The organism is Clostridium sp. D46t1_190503_E9 (assembly GCF_015555225.1).
In the GTDB taxonomy this organism is placed as follows: Bacteria; Bacillota; Clostridia; order Clostridiales; family Clostridiaceae; genus Clostridium.
Genome location: NZ_JADNKB010000005.1, coordinates 170,499 through 187,127 on the forward strand (window position 1 = coordinate 170,499; position 16,629 = coordinate 187,127).

Genomic DNA, 16,629 nt, shown 5'->3' on the forward strand with positions numbered 1-16,629 from the left:
ATATGGTAGATATGATATTAAATGATTATAAGAAGATAACTGAAGATATAATAAGTAATTTAAAAGAAGATTTGCCAATTGATGAACTTATGAATATACGAGAAGAGTTAATACATAAATTATTTGATCAGCAATGTATAAGTAAGAATGAAATAAAAGAATTATATATATCGAAGGGGTTATTAGAAATTGACAAGAAATTAAGGATTTCTATTGAGGAACAGCAATTAAAAGTAAAAGAAGAAATTAGAAATCTTCATAATATTAAAAATGCTAATAATGCCTATGAAAAAAATAGAAGAATAAATAGTTTTTTTAGTACAAAAATATAAAAAACTTTATAAAAATATATAAAGTTATGTAAATATGTACGATACTTATAATATAAGCTTAAGCAACTTAAACTCTATATAGAGAATTTCTCTACCAAAATGGTAGGATTTCTAAATATAAAATTAAATGACAAGGATGTCAAGTTAAAATCAAGGAGGAATAAAAATGATAATTAATCACAATATGAATGCATTAAATGCACATAGAAATATGGGAATGAACACATCAGCAGCAGGAAAATCAATGGAAAAATTAAGCTCAGGTTTAAGAATAAACAGAGCTGGAGATGATGCTGCAGGACTTGCAATATCAGAAAAAATGAGAGGACAAATCAGAGGATTAGATCAAGCATCAAGAAACTCTCAAGATGGTATCTCATTAATTCAAACAGCAGAAGGTGCTTTAAATGAAACTCACAACATTCTTCAAAGAATGAGAGAACTTTCAGTACAAGGTGCTAATGATACAAATGTAACAGTTGATAGAGCTGCTATAAAAACTGAATTAGATCAATTATCTTCAGAAATAACTAGAATAGCTAAACAAACTCAATTCAACAAACAAGATATATTAGCAGGAGCTGCAACAGTAAATATTCAAGTTGGAGCAAATTCAGGACAAACAATAGCTATTTCACTAAAGACTATGGATGCTGCAGCATTAAAGGTTGTAGGTGGAACTTTAGATGTTACAACTACAGATAAAGCAAATGCACTTACAGATGCTTTAGATACAGCTATAGAAAATGTATCAACTCATAGATCAAGCTTAGGAGCTCTACAAAACAGATTAGAACATACTATAAGCAACTTAAATAATACATCAGAAAACTTAACAGCAGCAGAAAGCAGAGTTAGAGATGTAGATATGGCTAAGGAAATGATGAGTTTCTCAAAAAATAATATTTTACAACAAGCTGCACAAGCTATGCTTGCTCAAGCTAATCAACAACCACAAGGTGTTCTTCAATTATTAAGATAAGCAAGGAACCAATTTTAAGCTTTAGCTAAAATTTTGTGAGTTGCTTACTCCTTCGAAGTAGTGAGAAGGAGTTTCCTTTAATAAAGGAAAGATATTTTATATGATATTAATAATATTATGACAAGGATGTCAAGTTAAAATCAAGGAGGAATAAAAAATGATAATTAATCACAATATGAATGCATTAAATGCACATAGAAACATGGGAATGAACACATCAGCAGCAGGAAAATCAATGGAAAAATTAAGCTCAGGTTTAAGAATAAACAGAGCTGGTGATGATGCTGCAGGACTTGCAATATCAGAAAAAATGAGAGGACAAATCAGAGGATTAGATCAAGCATCAAGAAATTCTCAAGATGGTATCTCATTAATTCAAACAGCAGAAGGTGCTTTAAATGAAACTCATAACATTCTTCAAAGAATGAGAGAACTTTCAATTCAAGGAGCAAATGATACAAATGTATCAGTTGATAGAACAGCTATTGAAACAGAGTTAAATCAATTATCTTCTGAAATAGATAGAATATCAAGCCAAACTCAATTTAATAAACAAAGTATATTAGCTAATACTTCAAAAGTAAATATTCAAGTTGGAGCTAATTCAAATCAAAAGATTACTATTTCATTAAAAACTATGAGTACATCTGGATTAGGAATAACAGCAGCAAGCTTAAAAGTAACTAATACATCTTCAGCTAATACATTAACAAATGTTCTTGATAAGGCTATAGAGAAAGTATCAACTCATAGATCAGATTTAGGAGCTCTACAAAACAGATTAGAGCATACTATAAGCAACTTAAATAATACATCAGAAAACTTAACAGCAGCAGAAAGTAGAGTTAGAGATGTAGATATGGCTAAAGAAATGATGAATTTCTCAAAGAATAATATTTTACAACAAGCTGCACAAGCTATGCTTGCTCAAGCTAATCAACAACCACAAGGTGTTTTACAATTATTAAGATAATAATTATTTTTAGGAGGGGCTTAGGTCCCTCTTTTTAAATTATAATTTAAGGAGTAATATTAATGAAAGAAGCAAATAAGCATATCGAGGAATTAAAAAATAAGTATAGTTATAGGCTTAGTGTATGTATGATAGTCAGGGATGAGGAAAAGTTCCTTGATAATTGTTTAAAAAGCTTAAAGCCATTACTTGATTTAAACTTAGCAGAATTAATAATAGTTGATACAGGTTCAGTTGATAAGACTATTGAAATAGCTAAAAAATATACAAACAAAGTATATTTTAAAGAATGGAATAATAATTTCTCGGAAGCGAGAAATTACAGTATTTCTCTTGCTAAAGGCGATTACATATTTATAATGGATGCAGATCAAGAAATGGAAGAAAATGAGGTTAATAAATTAATACAACTTTTTAGTAGCAATGAATATAAAAATTTTAATACATATTCATTAGTATATAAAAACTTTACAAAAGAAGATTTAAGTGAATATACCTATTTTTCGTTGAATTTAATATTTAAAAATGATGGAACATTCAGATATGAAGGTAAAATACATAATCAGCCAATATATAAAGGACCTGTAAAAAATTTAGAAATATACATGATGCATTATGGATATATAATGACTGAGGATATAAAAGAAAAAAAGTTTAAAAGAACAGCGACACTATTAAAAAGTGAATTGAAAAAAGATCCAAATAATATTTATTATATATATCAACTTAGTAGAAGTTATGAGATGCATGGAGATACTAAGGAAGCAATAATTGAATTAGAAAAATATCTTTTGTTAATTGAATCAGAAAAAATTAATGAAAGTTTAAGAATAAATTATTATCATAATGCCACAATAATATACTTTAATGCAAAGAAATATGATAAGTGTATTTATTATTGTGAAAAAATGAAAGAATTAGACGAAGAATTAATAGATTGCTACTATCTAATGGGAAAATGCTATCTTATTGAAGGTGATCTTGATAGAGCGGTTTATAATTTGAAAATGTATTTAAATTATTTAAATACATTTAAATACGAAAAATATGCGAGCACTAATGGATTAGAAGTATTTTCTTATGGACATAAGTTTAGTGTCATTGGAGATATTTTAAGGCTTAAAATTAAGATAAATCAATTAGAAAATATAGAAGAATACATAAATAAGCTAAATGAAGATAAAGAAACATACATGCTAGTGGTTGGAAAAATATTGAAAGTAAATATTTTGAAAGAAGACATATCTTCTATAAATAATTTAATCGAAAAATTAAAGGAAGAAGATGAAATTATATTACTTAATTATTTACTTTCAAAGATAGTTGTTAGTACAAAAAATATAGATGAGGATTTACTTATAGAAAAATTAAATTTAGATGATGAAGAAAGAAAAATAGTAAAGAAAAAGATTAGTTTCGAAAAAGATAGCAGTTTTAAAAATTTATTAAGTTTCATAGATGAAAACTCAAAATTAAATAAGGCAATTAAAATAGAAAATTGTATTGAATCTTTAATTGACACTTTAAATAATTCATCTATTGATGATATAGTTGGATGTAATTACAGAAATGAGATTATTTATATAATAGGATATTTACTTGAAAAAAGTGATATGATAATCAATTCTTATTTAATTAATAAAGAAAAGCTAATAGCTTTAATGTATAAATATATATTAATAGTTGAAGATATTGAAGATAGTAGTCTAAATGATGCTAGAGAGTTTTCAAACAAAATCAATAACTTCAATAAGTTTATTAAAGAAAAAAATATATTAAAAGCAATTTCTGTTTTAAAAGAAGCAGTTACTATAAAGCCTGAGTTTAGTAATTTGATATCTATAATAAAAGATTCTTTAATATTAGAGGATATAGAAGACAATAATTTGATCACAGAGAGTGATATAAGAAAATTTAAAGAGAATCTAATAACTTTAATAAATAATAATATGATTATAGAGGCAATAGAGGTATTGAATCAATTAGAAGAACTATTTAATCTTAAGCAAGATGTTGAGTTACTATCTATTAAGTCAACCTTGAAGTTCTATTCAAATGAAATAAAGGAAGCAGAAGATATCTTAAAAAATGGGTTAAAATATTACTCACAAAATATAGATTTATTATATAATTTAGCTTATATTTATGAGACAAATAATAAAAATATATCGGCATTATCTATTTATTATGATATTTTAGATATACAAACTGAAAAGATAAATTTAGAGGAAATCAATACTAATATAATTAGATTGAAAGAAAAAATAGATATTATATAAAAATAGATTAGTTTAATAAGGAAGATAAATATGAAAAAAAATCTAAGTTTAAGTATTTGCATGATTGTTAGAAATGAGGAAAAATATATAGATAGTTGCTTGAAAAGTATGAGCCCATTAATAGAAAATGGTATTGCAGAATTAGTGATTGTTGACACTGGTTCCACAGATAAAACTATAGAGATATGTAGAAAGTACACAGAGAGTATTTATGATTTTGAATGGCAAGACAATTTTTCTATGGCCAGAAATTATAGTATTTCTAAGGCTAAGGGTGAGTATATATTTATTCAAGATGCTGATCAATGCGTAGATACGAATAGTGTTAATGATCTTATTAATCTTTTTAAGAGTAAAGAATATAGGAATTATAATACCATATATTTAAAATTAAGAAATTATTTAAATGAAAATTTAAAAGAATATTCAGATTTGAAATTTCCTTTGATATTTAAAAATGATGGAAATTTTAAATATATTGGGGCTATTCATAATCAACCTATTTTTACTGAGCCTATAAAATTTACAGATATTCAAATAAACCATTTTGGATATATAATGGATGATACAAAAAGGTTAGCTAAGTTTAATAGGACAGCAACTATATTGAAAAAAGAGTTATCTAAAAATCCTAGCAATTACTATTATATGTTTCAACTGGCTAAGAGTTATAATTCAATAGGAAATTTTAAAGATTCTAAGCATCAAGTTGATAGGTATTTAAAATTAATATCAAAAAAAATTGATGAAGAATCATTAATGTATTATAGGACGGCAGCACAAACTTATTACTTAAATAATGAATTTATAAAAACTATAGATATTTGTAATGATGTTTTGAAAGTATTTCCTTACTTCTTAGATTGTATTTATTTAGAAGGATTATCCCTAAATAAAATAAAAAAATATGATAAGAGTATTGAGTTTTTAAATAACTATTTAAATATTTTAGATAATAAGCTATATATTGATGATATAAGTGTAGAAATGTTTTCTTTATCTTCTAAAGAAAATGCTATTAAAATGATAGAAGAAAATAAAAAGATAATAGAGTTTAATGATTGGATAATAAAACTAAAGGAAAATTTAAAAGTATTATTAGACTCTAATATTGAAGAAGCAATTAATATTTTAAATGAACTACGAAATATGCCTGAATATAAATATATTACAGATGCAGAATTTTTTACAATAACTTCAGCTATATATTTTCTAAGTAAAGATTATAATAAAGCTTTAGAAGAAGTTAATTATGGGCTTATTATTAACGGAAATAATAGTGATTTAATTTATAATAAAGCTTGTATATTAGAAATGCTTGGAGATAAAGTGGGAGCTATATTTAATTATAAATTATCAAGAAATCAATATGTCGAAGAAGATATATTAGCTGTTATAGATAGAAAAATATTAGAGCTCCAGGCTAAGTAATCATGAAGACATTTGAAACAGGTATTCATTTGGTTTGCCTGTTTTTTTCATATAAAATAAATAATGAAAGGAGTAATTTATGAAAATATCATTAGCTATGATAGTTAAAAATGAAGCGGAAGTTTTGGAGGACTGCCTTGGAAGTGTAAAGAATTTGGTGGATGAAATAATAGTGGTAGATACTGGATCCAAAGATGGCACAATAGAAGTAGCAAGAAAAATGGGAGCTAAAGTATATGAATTTCGATGGTGTAATGATTTTTCAATGGCTAGAAATTTTGCAGCAGAGAAATGTAGTGGCGATTGGATATTAGTATTGGATGCAGACGAAGTAGTTAATATTGGAGAAAAAGAAGATTTAATTGATTTTGCCATTAATAATCCAAGATGCATAGGGAGAATTAAAATTGAGAGTAAATTTATTGATGGCAATGAAATTAGTTCTTCAACTGAATATGTATCTAGATTTTATCCAAAGGGATTGGTGTATAGGGGATGTATTCATGAGCAGTTGGAATCTTTGTATAAGCGAAAGAATATTAATTTAGAAGTAATCCATAGTGGGTATTTTAATAAAGATAAATCTAAAAGAAACTTAGATTTGCTTTTTAAGGAATTGGAAAGTGATAGCAATGATAATTATATTTTATATCAAATTGCAAGGACATTACATGTAGCTAAAAGGTATGAAGAGGCAGATATGTATTTCGAAAGATGCTATAAAAATATTAAGTTCAATTATTCATATAATAAAAGTTTTATTAATCTATACATAAATAACTTAGTAAATATAAATAAATTTGATATTGGGCTAAGTATTATTGAAAAATATTATAATCAATATTCAAATGATGCAGATTTTAATTTTTCTTGTGGTATATTCTATATGAATTTAATTTTATCTAATGTGATGGAATATGGACAATATTTATACTTAATTGAAGAAAGTTATTTAAAATGTCTAGAGATAGGAAGTACAGCAAATGAGATTGTTAAAGGTGTAGGAAGTTTTAAAGCTGCTTATAATTTAGGTGTGTTTTATGAAACCACTGGGGACTTAGATAAAGCTAAATATTATTATAAAGTATCATATAATGAAGGGTATAAGAATGCAAAAGATAGATTTGAGAAAATAAAAGATAAATAAGAAAGTTGGTAAAGCTTTATAATTAGAAAAATAAATAGACAATATATTTAAGAGCACTATTTATGAAGATTTATTATTACATATTAAACTTTATGAGGTATAAATGTGAATGAAGAATTAAAAGAATTAAAAAATAAAGCAAAAAATAATATAAACATACTAATCAGTAATGGATTATTTTTTGAAGCTAGGAAATATTTAAAAGAGTATAAGGAAATATTTAAAGATGATATTGAGATATATTCAATTGAATCAATTTTATTGATTTTAGAAGGAAAAATGGAAGAGGCTAAAAATATAATAAATGATGGTCTTAAAAAATCATGTATTAACTTTGATTTAATATATAATCTTGGATATTTATATGAAGTAAATAACGAGATAGAGGCAGCCAAAATTATATATAATATAGCTAGAATCGTAAATGAAAATAATGATTATAAAGAAATAGTAAATAGTAAATTGAATGAAATTGGATATAATAGAAAAAAATATGATGTAATATTATTAGGAAATTATGATAGATGTATGCAATTTAATGAATTATTTGATGAATGGAATGTATTAAAGATTATAAATCTTGAAATTTTATATAATAACGAGTATATTTTGAATCTAGAAAATTATAAATACGATTTTATCTTTGTAGTTGAAGATATTGATAAAAATAAAATATTAAAATCTATAAAAAAATATAATAAAAAAAATATTTATTTCTTTGAAGATTATAAACTCTCAGTTATAGAAGGATTAGACTATAAAATTTTGGACATGTTAAGAAGAAATAAAATTAATGGAATAATAACGGGATTATCTTATGCAGAGGTAGGAATAAAAGAAGATATTAATGACAATTTTATTAATTTTTCTTTTTCATCTCAAGATTTATACTATGATTTTAAACTAATAAAGTATTTATTTAATTTTAAACAGGTAAAAGATAACTTGAAGTATGTAATTATAAATATGGGGTATTATTCTTTTGATTACGATATGACTAAAACAAGTGCTAGCAATAGAATTCATAGATATATTAATTATTTTAAAGATTATCATAATAATGATAACATCATCGAGTTAGATATAATTAAGTCTTTTTATGAAAAGCGTATAACGTTTGAAAAATATATAAATATGAATAAAATAAAAGAAAGAACAATATTAACTTTAAATGATACAAGTGGAATTTATGAAGCTCAAAAGAATTCATCTATGAATTATATGGAAACAAGAATTGAAAATGAAAAAATATTAGAACAATATATAGTATTTTTAAAAGAAAATAATATAACTCCTATTATTGCAATATGTCCTACAAGCAGATATTATAGAGAGAATTTCGATATAAATAGAAAAAATATATTTTACAGCATACTAGATAAGCTAAAAGATAAATATAGTTTTCAAGTCATCGATTATTTTGACAGTGATTTATTTGAAGATGATGATTTTTGGGATTATTCTCATTTAAACGGAAAAGGATCAATAAAGTTTACTGAAGTATTGAAGAAAGAGATTATATGGTAAAATTAACTAATGGATAACGAGTTAGATGAGTTATAGAAAATGTGGAATACCATGGAAACAAATATGAAGTAAGTAAAATAAGTAAAGATATTTTTATAGGGCTATAATAAAGTTTTAAGGTGATTATAATTTTATATATAGTTAGAAGTATATAAAGGAAATTATAAAAGTAACGATAAATTAAACATAAGTATTTAAATTTGTATAATGTAGGAGATAATATTATGAGATTAAATCAAAATATGCAATCTTTAAATGTATATAGAAACTATAAAAAAAATTTAGTTACCCAATCTATTGCTTTAGATAGAATTAGTACTGGTACTAAGATTAATTCGGCTAAGGACAATCCAAATAAACTTGGAGTTAGTGAAGGGCTTAGAATGCAAATCAGGGGACTTCAAATGGCTGAAAGAAATATTCAAGATGGAGTTTCTATGATGCAATCAGTAGATGGTGCATTAAATACTGTAAGTGAAGCTTTAAATAGAATTAAGGAATTAACTGTACAAGTTGGTGGAATTCAAAATGATGAAGATTTGTCTATAATTCAAGGTGAAATAAATCAACTTAAGGAACATATTGATTATACAGTAAATAATTCTGAATTTAATGGTGTAAAGTTATTGAATTCTGATAAAGTTACTAATAATGATTATCCTAAGTATTTAAATCATGTTGTAGGAGCTAATGCGAAAGAAGAAATAAAAATACCTGTGTTTAATGTAAGAACAGATATGCTTATTGATTCAGAAGGAAATTCATTGAAAAATATAAATATAATTAACACAAATGAATTAGATAAAAATTTAAATATTGTAGATTCAGCAATAGAAACTATGAACTCTGTAAGAAGCAGGTATGGAGCAATTCAAAATAGAATGGATACTTCAGCTCAAAATTTAAATGGAAGCTCATTGAATTTAGAAAATGCTGAAAGTAGAATAAGGGATTCTGATTTAGCATTAGAAATGGCTGAGTATGCTAGAACATCAATACTACATGAAACTTCAATTGCTTTAATGCAACAAACCAATAAATTTCCACAGGATGTGCTAAGAGTATTAGAGAATATGAAATAAAAAAATAGTCATAATACAAATTTAAAATTTTTATTGTAACATATATAATTTGTTTTTAAAGGGGCTCGCGAAACGCGAGCCCCTTTAAAGTTGTTATTTTTATTTATCTAAAAGGTTTTTTATGTAAATATTCATAAAAAGGTTTCCTAATTTATGATTAATTATTAATTAGAATTTGTATATTAAATATTTTACAAAACAGCAGAATTAAACTTAAATTTGCACAATGTTTTCTCAAATATAAGAAAGAGGTAAAAAAAATAAAATAATTTTAATTTCTTATTAAATATAATTCAACAAATATTTTAAAATAATATCGACATAAATATTAAAATAATTTTCTATTTTTTTTAGCTTTCTATAGTTAAATATAATGAATTTTTAAATGATAAGAAAAATATTAAGATATTATGTAGAAAATAATCGAAAAATAAGATTTGAATTGCTGAAATTAAAAAATTCATAAAAATATAATGGGTATTTTTAATGAAATTATTATAGAAAAATAATTCATATTAAACTATAATAGAAATATGGTGAATTTTTCATAAATAACCTAATTAAGAAAAAGAAATAAAAGTAGCTGTTTGTAAATTAAACTTGAGAATTGAAGAATGTTGTTGTAGGGAGAGGGATTATGAATATAAATAATGATAGTTCAATGCAATTTATAAAATTAGGATTGGATGCATCTGCATTAAGAGAAAAAGTAATTGCAAATAATATGGCAAATATAAATACTAAGGATTTTAAGAAATCATATGTTTCTTTTGAAGATAATCTAACAAAAGCAACTGAAGAGTTTTCTTTAAAGAAAACTAAAAAAGGGCATTTAAATGGAGAATTAAACAATTCTTTAATTAGTGTTAAACAAGATAAAAGTACTAGTATGAGAACTGATGGAAATAATGTTGATATGGATTTAGAAAAAGTAAATCAAGCAGCAAACACATTAATGTATAATGCATTAATAACTCAAGCAAATTCAAAATTAAATATGACTAAGAGTGTTATATCAGGAGGAAGTAGATAGGGATGGGAATATTTAATACTATGAGAATAAGTGCAAGTGGTCTTTCGGCGGAGAGGTTGAGGATGGATACGATAACATCTAATATAACTAATGCAACTACAACTAGAGGAGAAGATGGTAAACCTTACGTAAGAAAAATTGCGGTGTTTCAAGAAAATTTAGATGAGGCAAAAAAACTTAATGGAGTAAAAGCTGTTGGAATAGTTGATGATGAGTCGCCTCTAAAAAGTGTTTATGATCCTACTCATCCAGATGCAAATGAAGATGGGTATGTTACTATGCCAAATGTTAATTTACTTAATGAAATGGCTGATATAATATCAGCTTCTAGATCTTATGAGGCGAATATAGACACTTTGAATGCTTCAAAAAGCATGTTTACTAAAACATTAGAGTTGGGAAGGTAGAAATAAATTATGATAGTTAATAACTTTATTCCAAGTGAAAAGATTTTTGAAAGCAATATTAATACCAATAATATTAAGACAAGCCCTTCAGAAAAGAATTTTCAAAGTGCTTTAAAGGATAGTTTGGATAATTTAAATGAGAAACAAATTAATGCAGATAATATGACAAATGATTTTATTTCAGGAAAAGATGTTGAAGTTCATGAAATGATGCTAAGCATGGAGGAAGCTAAAATGTCACTTCAATTAGCAATTCAAGTAAGAAATAAAGTTGTTGAAGCAGTACAAGAATTAACAAGAATGCAATTGTAATTATGGTAAGGAGTGCTATTAATGGATAAGCTTAAGGAAAGCTTCAGTAAGCTGTGGGGGAAGTTTAAGTCATTTAGTAAAGGAATAAGAATTGCAATAATAGCAGCGCTGGTTACATTTATTATTGCTATAGGGTCTTTATTTTTTTACAATTCGGCTAATAAATATAAGGTTTTGTTTTCTAATTTAGATGCAAGTGATGCACAACTTGTAACAAATAAATTAAAAGAGAAAAAAGTTGATATGAAAATTGAAGGTGAAACAATAATGGTTCCAAAGGAATCAGTAGATGAGCTAAGGCTTGAATTAGCTCCTGAACTTTCAGATGGAAGTAAAGGTTATGAATTAATGGATACTGGAAACTCATTTGGAATGACTGATGAAGAATTTAAATTAAAAAAATTAAGAATGCAACAAGGAGAATTAGAAAAAACTATAAAAAGTTTTCCTCAAATTGATACAGTAAGAGTACATATAACACCTTCAAAGGATTCTGTTTTTGTAGAAGATAAGGAACCAGGAAAGGCAGCTGTTTATTTAAAACTTGTTCCGGGTAATAAGTTAGGTAAAGAACAAGTGGAATCGATTGTTGCGTTAGTTTCAGGAAGTACTGAAAATGTCCCTAAGGAGAATATTGAAGTAATAGATGATAATATGAATCTTTTAACTAAAGGTTTAAATAATTCAGATGGAACAGAAGTAAGCTCTGAAACTATAGAAAAACAATTTGATTTAGAAAAAAAATATGAAGAAGACATACAAAAATCAATTATTGATCTTTTAGAACCTGTAGTAGGGAAAAATAAAGTTAAAAGTTCTGTAAATGTCGATTTAGATTTTGATTCTAAGCAAAAAACAGAAACAACTATAGATCCTAATAAGGTTATTGTTAGCCAGCAAACTATAAAAGAAAATAATGGAACAGGCACAGGAGAAAATAGCGGTGGTCCTGTAGATAATAACATGGGAAATACTATAGATGATGGTAGCACAGGAAATAATTCTTCAAGAGAAGAGGTAAGCACTAACTATGAAAGTGGAAAAACAGAAACTAAAACTATAAGTGCTCCAGGAGAAGTTAAAAGATTAACTGCTTCTGTTTTCATTGATGGGAATATAGCAGGAAATGTACAAACAGCTATAGAAAAATCTGTTGCTAATGCAATTGGACTTAATACGGAAAGAGGAGATAGTGTATCAGTAGTTGGTATGACTTTCGATCCAGTGACAAAGGAAGAAGCACAAAAGGAATTTGATGATATAAATGAATTATTAGCAAAAGAAAATAGAAATAAAATGATAATTTATTCAGTTTTAGGATTATTGGGACTTATTATTATAATAGTAATTTTAATTTTAGTAAGAAGGAAATCTAAAAATAATAAAGAAGATAAAGAAAACTTATTAGATGTTGTTATAGATGACAGATTAACTAATGAGAATACTGAAACTATGCCTTCAATTAATTTTGAAACTATAAATCCAAAGGCACATATAGAAAATGAAATAAAGCAATATGCAACTGAAAAACCAGATCAAGTAGCAGATATAGTAAAATCCTGGTTAGCTGAGAATGAGAGGTGATAATATGGCAAGAGATTTAGCAAAATTAAACGGAGTACAAAAGGCAGCTATATTGTTTATAACACTTGGGCCTGAAGCCTCATCAGCAATTTTGAAGAAGCTTCCAGAACCGGAAATACAAAAGATAACGTATGAAATTGCTAATATATCGTCTGTTACGGCTGAACAAAGACAGATTATTCTAGATGAATTTTTAGAAATGAATAAGGCCAGAGATTATATTATAGAAGGTGGAATAGAGTATGCAAGAACTTTATTATCAAAGGCTTTGGGAACTCAAAGAGCAAATGAAATTTTAGGTAAGGTTACAGAAGCAACTCAGCAATATAGGCCATTTTCAATTGCAAGAAAGGCAGATGCTCATCAACTATTGAATGTAATTAGCTATGAACATCCACAAACAATAGCTTTGATATTATGTTATCTTCAACCAGATAAGGCTGCACAAGTTTTAGCTGAATTACCTGAAGATACTCAAAGTGAAGTAGCTTATAGAATAGCAACTATGAGCAATACTTCTCCAATGGTAATTAAAGAAATTGAAAAAGTACTTGAAAGTAAATTAAGTACTGTTGTTAGAAGTGAAATGACTTCACTTGGTGGAGTTGAAACTTTGGTAGATATTTTAAATCAAGTTGATAGAACTACAGAAAAGAATATTACTGAAAGCTTAGAAAGAGAAGATGCAGAACTTGCAGATATTGTTAAAAGCTCAATGTTTGTATTTGAAGATATTATTACTCTTGACGATGTATCTATTCAAAGGATTCTTAGAGAAGTTGATGGAAAAGAACTTGCACTTGCGCTTAAAGGATGTTCAGATGAGGTTGCAAATTGTGTTTATAGAAATCAATCTAAGAGAGCAGCAGCTTCACTTAAGGAGGATATGGAATTCTTAGGTCCAGTTAGACTTATGGATGTTGAAAAAGCACAACAAAAAATTGTTTCAATAATAAGAAGATTAGATGATGCTCAAGAAATAATAATTTCAAGAGGTGGAGAAGATGCAATTATCCTATAATCTTATAAAAAGTGACTCTGCTTTAGAAGTTTCTAAAAAAAAGATAGAAACTAATTATGTAAGTAAAGTAGAAGTTGTAGAAGAGAATAAAGAAAAAGATATGAAATCTATTGAAGCAGAAATTAGAAAAAGCTATGAGAGCTTAGGAGCCAGTATTATAAAAAAGGCTAAAAGAGAAGCAGAAGCACTACTTATGAAAAGTAGAAAAACTGCTGTTGAAATTGAAAAAACTTCTTATGAAGAAGGGTATGCACAAGGCAAAGAAAATGGTTTTGAAGATGGATATAAAGAAGGATTACAAAAAGCTAAGTTAGAAACTGAAGAAAAGGTAAGAGAAAATATAAAAAAGTCAGAAAAAATATTAGAATCTGCAAATAATGAATATAGAGAATATTTAAAACTGAAAGAAAAAGATATTATAAATATAGCTTTTGAAATGGCATCTATAATAGTTAGAAAAGAGTTCCAACAACCTGAAAGTATATTGCCTTTATTAGAAGAAGTTTTAAATGAAGCTAAGGGTGAAGAAAATATAATAATAAAATGCAACACAGTTCATGTAAAAGCAATTGAAGATAAAGTTGATTACTTTAAAAAAGTATATGCAATAAAAGGTGAAATATTTATTATTGAAGATCCTTTAATGGAAAATGGAAATGCCATAGTCGAGAAAAATACAGGGAAAGCTATTATTGGGTTAGATATTGGATTAGAAAAACTTGAAGAAGCTTTATTTAAATAGTAAGTAGGTGAAAATATGATAAATGTAGATTTTGATTTATTAAATAGAAAAATTAAAGAAGTAAATACTTGCTATTTAGAAGGAACAGTTAAACAAGTAATAGGATTAACAATCGAAGTTCAAGGGGTTAAAGCTTTTGTTGGAGAACTTTGTACTATATATAATCTAGAAAATCAACCAATTAAATGTGAAGTAGTTGGGTTTAGAGAAGATGCAGTACTTTTAATGCCTCTAGGAGAACTTATAGGAATATCTCCGGGATGTAGAGTAGTTCCAGAAAGAAGACCTTTGGAGGTGAGATGTTCAGATGATTTGCTAGGCAAAATACTTGATGGATTAGGTAATCCACTTCAAGGGGATGAGATTTTTCAAGGGGAAGGATATCCTCTTGAAAATCAACCTCCAGATCCATTAACAAGAAGGCGAATAACAGAAATTCTCCCAACTGGAGTAAGAGCTATAGATGGATTTTTAACTGTAGGTGAAGGACAGAGAATTGGTATATTTGCTGGTTCTGGCGTAGGAAAAAGTACTACACTTGGAATGATAGCAAGGGAGGCTGAAGCCGATATTAATGTAATTTCTTTAATTGGAGAAAGAGGAAGAGAAGTTTTAGAGTTTATAGAAAAGGATTTAGGTCCGGAAGGTATGAAAAAATCTATTGTTGTATGTGCAACATCAGATAAACCAGCTTTAATAAGAATTAAAGGTGCATTAACAGCAACAGCTATAGCAGAATATTTTAGAGATAAAGGGAAAAAAGTTATATTGATGATGGATTCGGTAACTAGATTCGCCATGGCACAAAGAGAAGTTGGTTTGGCCATAGGAGAACCACCGGCACAAAAAGGATATACACCATCTGTATTTGCTAAATTGCCTAAACTTATGGAAAGACCAGGTACATCTGATAAAGGATCTATAACAGCTTTTTATACAGTTTTAGTTGATGGTGATGATTTTAATGAGCCAATTGCAGATGCTGTAAGAGGTATATTAGATGGACATATAGTTTTATCAAGAGCTTTAGCACATAAGAATCATTATCCTGCTATAGATATTTTGAATAGTATTAGTAGACTTATGCCTAGTATTGCTACTGATATTCATAAGGAAGCTGCATCAATGGGAAGAGATTTACTTGCAACATATAAAGATGCTGAGGATTTAATAAATTTAGGTGCTTACGTAAAGGGAAGTAATAAAAAGATAGACTTATCAATTCAATATAATGATAGATTAAATGGCTATTTAAAACAAGGAATTGAAGAAAAATCTGATTTTAACACTTCTTTAGAAAAACTTATTTCTATGTTTAGAAATTAAAAGGAAGGCTCAAAATGTCGGGAAATTTTAAATTTAGATTAGAAAAACTTCTTGAAATAAGAACAGAAAAGGAAGAAGAAAGCAAAAGATTATTTACTAAGACTGAAAGAGAAAAACAAAAAACAGAAGAAAAGTTAAATAATCTTAAATTTAATTATGATAAATACAGTGGAATAAATAAAGACGAAAGCCTTGTATATCAAAAAATTAAAAGAAACTATTTATTTGCTTTAGATAAAGGAATTACAGAAACAGAAAAAGATTTAACTATAAAATTAAAAGAACTTGATATAAGAAGAGAAGATTTATTGAAAAAGCAGATAGAAAGAAAAACTGTTGATATATTAAAAGAAAGAAAATCCTTAGAATTTTATAAAGAAGAAGAAAGAAAAGATCAAATATTTAATGACGAACTTGCTTTATATGCATACATGAGAAAGCATTGAAAGGA

16 protein-coding genes are annotated in these 16,629 nt (G+C 26.5%); all 16 read left to right on the plus strand.

Features of this window, described 5'->3' with window-relative positions; all coding sequences use genetic code 11:
* The first annotated feature begins 2 nt into the window (after positions 1-2).
* The 16 genes from I2E83_RS07560 to fliJ all read left to right on the plus strand — a co-directional run bounded on the left by I2E83_RS07560 (position 3) and on the right by fliJ (position 16,624).
* Positions 3-332 carry a flagellar protein FliT gene (locus tag I2E83_RS07560; RefSeq protein ID WP_243249601.1) on the plus strand — a complete coding sequence of 110 codons (330 nt, stop codon included), beginning with the start codon at positions 3-5 and terminating at the stop codon, positions 330-332.
* Positions 333-498: 166 nt separating this feature from the next.
* Positions 499-1,314 (plus strand): flagellin, encoded by an 816-nt coding sequence (locus tag I2E83_RS07565; protein WP_195264793.1) that lies wholly within the window; start codon positions 499-501, stop codon positions 1,312-1,314.
* Between the two features lie 157 nt (positions 1,315-1,471).
* Positions 1,472-2,287 (plus strand): flagellin, encoded by an 816-nt coding sequence (locus I2E83_RS07570; RefSeq protein WP_195264792.1) that lies wholly within the window; start codon positions 1,472-1,474, stop codon positions 2,285-2,287.
* Between the two features lie 62 nt (positions 2,288-2,349).
* Complete coding sequence (locus I2E83_RS07575; protein WP_195429336.1) at positions 2,350-4,566, plus strand: glycosyltransferase family 2 protein; 2,217 nt, start codon at positions 2,350-2,352, stop codon at positions 4,564-4,566.
* Between the two features lie 30 nt (positions 4,567-4,596).
* Positions 4,597-5,997, plus strand: coding sequence for a TPR domain-containing glycosyltransferase (locus I2E83_RS07580; protein WP_195429338.1), 1,401 nt, complete (start codon positions 4,597-4,599; stop codon positions 5,995-5,997).
* A 79-nt stretch (positions 5,998-6,076) separates the two neighbouring features.
* Positions 6,077-7,144: a glycosyltransferase family 2 protein gene (locus I2E83_RS07585; protein ID WP_195429340.1), complete on the plus strand. Its 1,068-nt coding sequence runs from the start codon at positions 6,077-6,079 to the stop codon at positions 7,142-7,144.
* 105 nt (positions 7,145-7,249) lie between these two features.
* The gene (locus tag I2E83_RS07590) at positions 7,250-8,671 is read left to right on the plus strand and encodes a hypothetical protein (RefSeq protein ID WP_195429342.1); all 1,422 of its coding nucleotides are present in this window, start codon (positions 7,250-7,252) and stop codon (positions 8,669-8,671) included.
* A gap of 224 nt (positions 8,672-8,895) precedes the next feature.
* Positions 8,896-9,753, plus strand: a complete 858-nt coding sequence (locus I2E83_RS07595; protein ID WP_195264782.1) for a flagellin — start codon at positions 8,896-8,898, stop codon at positions 9,751-9,753.
* Positions 9,754-10,390: 637 nt separating this feature from the next.
* Positions 10,391-10,786: a flagellar basal body rod protein FlgB gene (flgB, locus tag I2E83_RS07600; RefSeq protein ID WP_195264249.1), complete on the plus strand. Its 396-nt coding sequence runs from the start codon at positions 10,391-10,393 to the stop codon at positions 10,784-10,786.
* Positions 10,787-10,788: 2 nt separating this feature from the next.
* A complete protein-coding gene (gene flgC, locus I2E83_RS07605; RefSeq protein WP_195264250.1) occupies positions 10,789-11,193 on the plus strand; it encodes a flagellar basal body rod protein FlgC in 405 nt (134 codons plus the stop codon).
* Positions 11,194-11,202: 9 nt separating this feature from the next.
* Positions 11,203-11,505 carry a flagellar hook-basal body complex protein FliE gene (gene fliE / locus I2E83_RS07610; RefSeq protein WP_195264251.1) on the plus strand — a complete coding sequence of 101 codons (303 nt, stop codon included), beginning with the start codon at positions 11,203-11,205 and terminating at the stop codon, positions 11,503-11,505.
* A gap of 21 nt (positions 11,506-11,526) precedes the next feature.
* The gene (gene fliF, locus I2E83_RS07615) at positions 11,527-13,089 is read left to right on the plus strand and encodes a flagellar basal-body MS-ring/collar protein FliF (RefSeq protein ID WP_195429344.1); all 1,563 of its coding nucleotides are present in this window, start codon (positions 11,527-11,529) and stop codon (positions 13,087-13,089) included.
* A gap of 4 nt (positions 13,090-13,093) precedes the next feature.
* A complete protein-coding gene (gene fliG / locus I2E83_RS07620; RefSeq protein WP_195264361.1) occupies positions 13,094-14,110 on the plus strand; it encodes a flagellar motor switch protein FliG in 1,017 nt (338 codons plus the stop codon).
* A complete protein-coding gene (locus I2E83_RS07625) occupies positions 14,094-14,852 on the plus strand; it encodes a FliH/SctL family protein (RefSeq protein ID WP_195264253.1) in 759 nt (252 codons plus the stop codon). The genes fliG and I2E83_RS07625 overlap by 17 nt, the downstream gene beginning before the upstream one ends.
* Before the next feature lie 15 nt (positions 14,853-14,867).
* Positions 14,868-16,178: a flagellar protein export ATPase FliI gene (fliI, locus tag I2E83_RS07630; RefSeq protein WP_195264254.1), complete on the plus strand. Its 1,311-nt coding sequence runs from the start codon at positions 14,868-14,870 to the stop codon at positions 16,176-16,178.
* A gap of 14 nt (positions 16,179-16,192) precedes the next feature.
* Positions 16,193-16,624: a flagellar export protein FliJ gene (gene fliJ / locus I2E83_RS07635; RefSeq protein ID WP_195429346.1), complete on the plus strand. Its 432-nt coding sequence runs from the start codon at positions 16,193-16,195 to the stop codon at positions 16,622-16,624.
* Positions 16,625-16,629: the final 5 nt, after the last annotated feature.